Here is a 6,180-nt window from a genome sequence, read left to right on the forward strand (position 1 = left end):
CATTTTCTTTGCCATAATCTTTAAACCTTTTAAATTACTAATTCCTGAAAACTAAAAATCACTTCTCTTCGTTCGGGAGAGTATTAATTGTTGAATATCCCCAAACATGTACGTCGGCTTCGCCGAACTTTCTAAACAATCTTTTTAACCTTTTCATTTTGTTATCCTCCTATTTACATGTTTTATAACACAAAAATACGGCCTTTGTTTATACGTTGTACCTAAAAAACGAATAATTCTATGTTTTATAGCATATTAATTGATTTGCATCAATTAATTTAATTATTAAGGAGAGAATTTATATCACGAGTGGCAGCAAATAAGACAAAAAGGGCACGGAAGAAATGTCATCCGTGCCCTTTTCTATACAATACCTATTATATAATAGGAAAGAATATGCCTGTTTATTTCATTGGAGTCTGTTCCAAAGTAGCCACGAGGAAGTCATAGAACTTCTGTACGGTAGGAATCAGCGCTCTTTCGTCCGGTGAGTGCGGCGAGCGTAATGTAGGACCAAAGGAAATCATATCCAATCCCGGAATAATAGCACCGATAATACCACACTCCAAGCCTGCATGGATAACTTTCACTGCGGGTTCTACTCCAAACTGTTGTTTATAAGATGATTTCATCGCCTGCAGAATCGGAGAATTAACGTCGGGCTGCCAACCGGAATAGCCGCCTGTCATCTCGACCTTCATTCCTGCCATAGAGAAACAAGACTCAAGACTGGTAGTCAAATATTCCTTCATGCTGTCACAAGAACTGCGAGCCAGAATCTTAATAGCCGCTTTACCTCCACCAATCGTAATAATGGCAAGATTAGAAGAAGTTTCCACTGTATCGGGAACAGTCGGAATCATACGTGTCACACCATTCTGACAAGCAAAAATCGCATCAATCAAGTTATCCTGAATTTCTTCGGGCACCTGACCTGCCGGAAGTTCCACACGTTCTGCCGTGAAACTAATCGGAGTTTCGATAGCCGAATATTCTTCATTAAACAGGTCTTCGCAGTATTTCACCAAACCCAGCAATTCTTCTTCATTCTCGGCAGGGATGGTTACGACTGCATGTGCTTCACGCGGAATGGCATTTCGCATGTTGCCGCCTTCCCAACTGGCCAGACGAGCTTCGTAACTGGCAACGGCTTCACGGATGAAGCGAACCAGTAATTTATTGGCATTGGCACGTCCTTCGTTGATTTCCAAGCCCGAGTGCCCTCCACGCAAACCTTTCAATGTAACTTTAACTGCGATGTCTCCTTCTTCCGGAGCCACTTCTTTATATTCCAAAGTAGCAGTGACATCCATGCCACCGGCACAGCCTATATACAATTCACCTTCATCTTCAGAATCAAGATTCAAAAGAATCTCCCCATTCAACGTACCCGGTTTCAGACCGAATGCACCGTACATTCCCGTTTCTTCGTCTTTGGTAATAAGAGCTTCCAAAGGACCGTGTTTCAAGTCTTTGGCTTCGAGCACAGCCATGATGGCAGCTACGCCAAGTCCGTTGTCCGCACCAAGGGTAGTACCTTTTGCTTTTACCCAGTCGCCGTCTATATAAGTTTCAATCGGGTCTTTTTCAAAATCATGTACTGTATCATTGTTCTTCTGAGGAACCATATCCATATGCGCCTGAAGAATAACACCTTTCCGGTTTTCCATACCCGGAGTCGCAGGCTTGCGGATGATCACGTTACCTGCTTCGTCTACAAAAGATTCCAAACCTAAGCCTTTTCCGAAATCAATCAGAAAGCCAGTCACTTTTTCCATATGTCCTGACGGACGAGGAATCTGAGTCAACGAATAAAAATGCTTCCACACGTTCTGTGGAGCCAAAGAAAGAATTGTACTCATAACAAATATTTTAAAACTGTTTTTAATCTAATAATTAAACAGTGGCAAGTTATGGAAAAGTTTTCAGATAGCAAAGGACGTTAGCAAAAACATTCATTCCAAAGACAACATTCGCATCTCATCCAATGATTTTCTTCCGGAAAAAACATCATTCCCGATGTCTATAGGTAAATGGCAGGGCAGCCAAACCATAAACGCCCAGCAAAACAACCAGAAAGGTTTGAATACCATGCACAATAAGAGCGAATATTCCGGCATCCATCTCATTTACTCCATAAAACATCATCATGGAAATGACGGCGAAGTGCCACGGACCTGCTCCATTAGGCGTAGGTACAATTACCGCAAATGTGCCGCTTACAAACATGACTAAAGCTGCCATCACGCCCAAATGGGCAGTAAAAGCAAAGCAATAGAAGGTAAAATAGAAATGAAAAAAGTAACATGCCCAAATGGCTAATGTATAAAATATAAAGAGAGGGATATTACGCACACTTTTCAATGACATGATTCCTTCCCAAATATTGAGTACAAAACCTTTCACTCTTTCATAGAAAAACAGCGTCTTCCTTAAACAATAAAGAAGTATCACTACTCCGATGAAACAAAACAGGACAATATAGAACCAGACAGATGTCAGGAGATGCAAAAGAGAAGGTATCTTCGTCCCTGTCTGTTGAAGGAAAGTGACAAATACCGGCATTTGCAGCAATACGGTAACCCCTGTAATGAGAAGAATTGTCAGCGTATCGACCAACCGTTCGGTGACTACCGTCCCCAGTGATTTGGCAAATGACACATTATCGTATTTGGCCAATATGCCACAGCGGCTCACCTCACCGACTCTGGGAATAATCAGACTGGCAGCATAAGAGACAAAAATGGCATTCACACAATCGCTTTTCCTCGGAAAAGCATCCAGCGGCTCCAATGTCTGCCGCCACCGCCAGCCACGAAACACTTGGGCAAGTACTCCGAACAACAGTGAAAAAAGCATCCACCACCAGTTTGTGCCGTGCAGCAATACATCGCCCGCTTTTGTAAAATCAAAGCCACGATATACCCAAAACAAAATAAAGCCACCCAAAACAACCGGTAATATAAGTTGCAGCGTCTTTTTTAACAGTTTCTTCATCCTTAATTCTTCATTAGCTTCGCCGACACATCATTTATTTTTTAAATAGTGGCACGTTCTTCATTTAAAAGAATTACCTTTGTCGACTGCAAAAGTAATTATTTAGTTGGTAAATGAAATTAGTAAAGCCTAAAAAGTTTCTCGGACAACACTTTCTGAAAGATTTGAAAGTTGCGCAGGATATTGCCGATACAGTCGACACTTTTCCCGAATTACCCGTTCTCGAAGTGGGACCGGGCATGGGAGTACTGACGCAGTTTTTAGTAAAAAAAGACCGGTTGGTGAAAGTCGTGGAAGTTGATTATGAATCGGTCGCCTATCTCCGCGAAGCCTATCCGTCACTGGAAGACCACATCATCGAAGATGACTTTCTGAAGATGAATCTGAACCGGTTGTTTGACGGCAAGCCTTTCGTACTGACCGGTAATTATCCGTATAATATCTCCAGCCAGATATTTTTCAAGATGCTGGATAATAAGGATATCATACCTTGTTGCACAGGAATGATTCAGAAGGAAGTGGCGGAGCGTATCGCTGCCGGACCGGGCAGCAAGACATATGGCATCCTCAGCGTATTGATACAGGCATGGTATAAGGTGGAGTACCTGTTTACTGTGAGCGAACATGTATTCAACCCGCCCCCGAAAGTAAAAAGCGCCGTCATCCGCATGACCCGCAACGAGACCAAGGAATTGGGATGCGACGAAAAGCTGTTCAAGCAGGTAGTGAAAACAACTTTCAACCAACGCCGCAAGACATTGCGCAACTCCATCAAACCGATTTTAGGCAAGGATTGTCCGCTGACAGAGGACGTATTATTCAATAAACGTCCGGAACAACTATCGGTAGAAGAATTTATCGACCTGACCAATAAAGTGGAACAAGCATTAAAAACGGTCGGCAACAACGAATAGTTGACAGGCCAAAGCAAGCAGAGAACTGGATTTTGTAATTCATAATTTGTAATAGACAACAATGAACGAGGAATACATTGACAACGTAAAGCATCTTATCGAACAGAAAGATGCCGATAAGGTAAAAGAACTTCTCATCGACCTTCATCCGGCCGACATCGCTGAATTATGCAATGACCTGAACCCGGAAGAAGCCAAGTTAATCTACCGGTTGCTCGATAACGAAGTGGCTGCCGATGTACTTGTCGAAATGGACGAGGATGCCCGTAAAGAGCTTCTCGAAATGCTTCCTTCGGAGACTATTGCCAAGCGTTTCGTCGACTATATGGATACGGACGATGCCGTAGACCTGATGCGCGAGCTTGACGAAGACAAACAGGAAGAGGTTCTTTCGCATATTGAGGACATCGAACAGGCGGGCGACATTGTAGACTTGTTGAAGTATGACGAGAATACCGCCGGCGGTTTGATGGGTACAGAAATGGTGCTTGTCAATGAGAACTGGAGTATGCCCGAATGTCTGAAAGAGATGCGGCAGCAAGCGGAAGAACTGGATGAAATCTATTATGTATATGTCATCGACGACGACGAACGCTTGCGGGGTATTTTCCCGCTCAAGAAAATGATAACTTCCCCTTCTGTATCAAAAGTAAAACACGTGATGCAGAAAGATCCGATTTCAGTGCATGTGGACACGCCAATTGACGAAGTAGTACAGGCGATTGAAAAGTATGACTTGGTGGCTATCCCCGTGGTCGACAGTATCGGCCGGCTCGTCGGACAAATTACCGTCGATGACGTCATGGACGAAGTCCGTGAACAATCGGAACGTGACTATCAGTTGGCATCCGGTCTTTCACAAGACGTGGAAACGGACGACAATGTGCTCAAACAGACAACGGCGCGCCTTCCGTGGTTGCTTATCGGTATGATTGGCGGAATCGGAAACTCTATGATATTAGGTAATTTCGATTCTACATTCGCCGCCCATCCTGAAATGGCACTGTATATCCCACTGATCGGCGGTACGGGTGGAAATGTCGGAACACAGTCCTCGGCTATCATCGTGCAGGGATTGGCAAACAGCTCGCTGGACGCTAAAGATACATTCAAGCAAATCACGAAGGAAGCGGTAGTGGCCTTAATCAATGCCACTATTATTTCGCTGTTGGTATATACCTACAACTTTATCCGGTTCGGCGCAACAGCTACGGTTACTTATTCCGTATCCATCAGTTTGTTTGCCGTAGTGATGTTTGCTTCCATTTTCGGAACACTGGTGCCGATGACACTCGAAAAGCTTAAAATTGATCCTGCCATCGCGACAGGTCCGTTTATAGCCATTACAAATGACATCATCGGTATGATGCTGTACATGGGAATTACGGTTTTATTATCATAAAAACGGGAAAAACAAAAAAAAATAAGCAAAATAGTATGAAGTAATCGTTTTATTTCATTAATTTGTGACCCAAAACTAATATACAATGATGGACGCTCATGACACTAATCAACCCTTGAACCAAGGGGAATTAGAAGAAGAAAAGAAAACTGTCGAGGTTTCTGAAGCCATTACAGAGACTCCGATTGAAGAAGTTACTGCCGAAGTTCAACCTGAAGCAGCTCCTAAACCTGCCACAAAGGAAGATGTACTCAACCAGTTGAAAGAGCTTGCGCAGGATGCCGAGAATGCGAACAAGCAGGAAATTGACAATCTGAAACAATCATTCTACAAGTTACATAATGCCGAACTGGAAGCTACCAAGAAGCAGTTTACAGACAATGGTGGTGCCATTGAAGACTTTGTTTCTCCGGAAGATTCGATAGAAGAAGAGTTCAAGCGTCTGATGGGAGTAATCAAAGACAAACGAAGCAAACTGATTGCCGAACAGGAACGACAGAAAGAAGAAAATCTGCAAGTCAAACTTTCCATTATCGAGGAACTGAAGGAACTGGTGGAATCCGGTGATGACGCCAACAAATCCTATACGGAATTCAAGAAACTGCAACAGCAGTGGAATGAAACGAAGCTGGTTCCGCAAGGCAAGGTGAACGAACTTTGGAAGAACTATCAATTATATGTAGAGAAGTTCTACGATTTATTGAAACTGAATAACGAGTTCCGCGAATATGATTTCAAGAAAAACCTGGAAATAAAAACGCATCTTTGCGAAGCTGCTGAAAAGTTGGCTGACGAGGAAGATGTGGTTTCTGCTTTCCACCAACTTCAGAAGTTGCATCAGGAATTTCGTGATACGGGTCCGGTAGC

The 6,180-nt window shown here is 43.3% G+C and carries 5 protein-coding genes; 3 read left to right on the forward strand and 2 right to left on the reverse strand.

The genetic code is table 11. The features are described from left to right. Window positions 1-404: 404 nt before the first annotated feature. Window positions 405-1,862 (reverse strand): aminoacyl-histidine dipeptidase, encoded by a 1,458-nt coding sequence (locus tag RDN93_RS21375; RefSeq protein WP_308747345.1) that lies wholly within the window; start codon window positions 1,860-1,862, stop codon window positions 405-407. A 148-nt stretch (window positions 1,863-2,010) separates the two neighbouring features. Continuing rightward, on the reverse strand, window positions 2,011-2,997 hold the full coding sequence (locus tag RDN93_RS21380; protein WP_308747346.1) for a lysylphosphatidylglycerol synthase transmembrane domain-containing protein: 987 nt from the start codon (window positions 2,995-2,997) through the stop codon (window positions 2,011-2,013). Between the two features lie 113 nt (window positions 2,998-3,110). Between RDN93_RS21380 and rsmA the strand changes: the two genes are divergently transcribed. The 3 genes from rsmA to RDN93_RS21395 all read left to right on the forward strand — a co-directional run. After that, window positions 3,111-3,911: a 16S rRNA (adenine(1518)-N(6)/adenine(1519)-N(6))-dimethyltransferase RsmA gene (gene rsmA / locus RDN93_RS21385; protein WP_308747347.1), complete on the forward strand. Its 801-nt coding sequence runs from the start codon at window positions 3,111-3,113 to the stop codon at window positions 3,909-3,911. Window positions 3,912-3,972: 61 nt separating this feature from the next. Further along, on the forward strand, window positions 3,973-5,313 hold the full coding sequence (mgtE, locus tag RDN93_RS21390; RefSeq protein WP_308747348.1) for a magnesium transporter: 1,341 nt from the start codon (window positions 3,973-3,975) through the stop codon (window positions 5,311-5,313). Window positions 5,314-5,398: 85 nt separating this feature from the next. Then, a partial coding sequence (locus tag RDN93_RS21395) for a DUF349 domain-containing protein (protein ID WP_308747349.1) occupies window positions 5,399-6,180 on the forward strand: 782 nt, incomplete at its 3' end.

Origin of the sequence: uncultured Bacteroides sp., from assembly GCF_902491285.1 — a bacterium.
GTDB lineage: Bacteria > Bacteroidota > Bacteroidia > Bacteroidales > Bacteroidaceae > Bacteroides.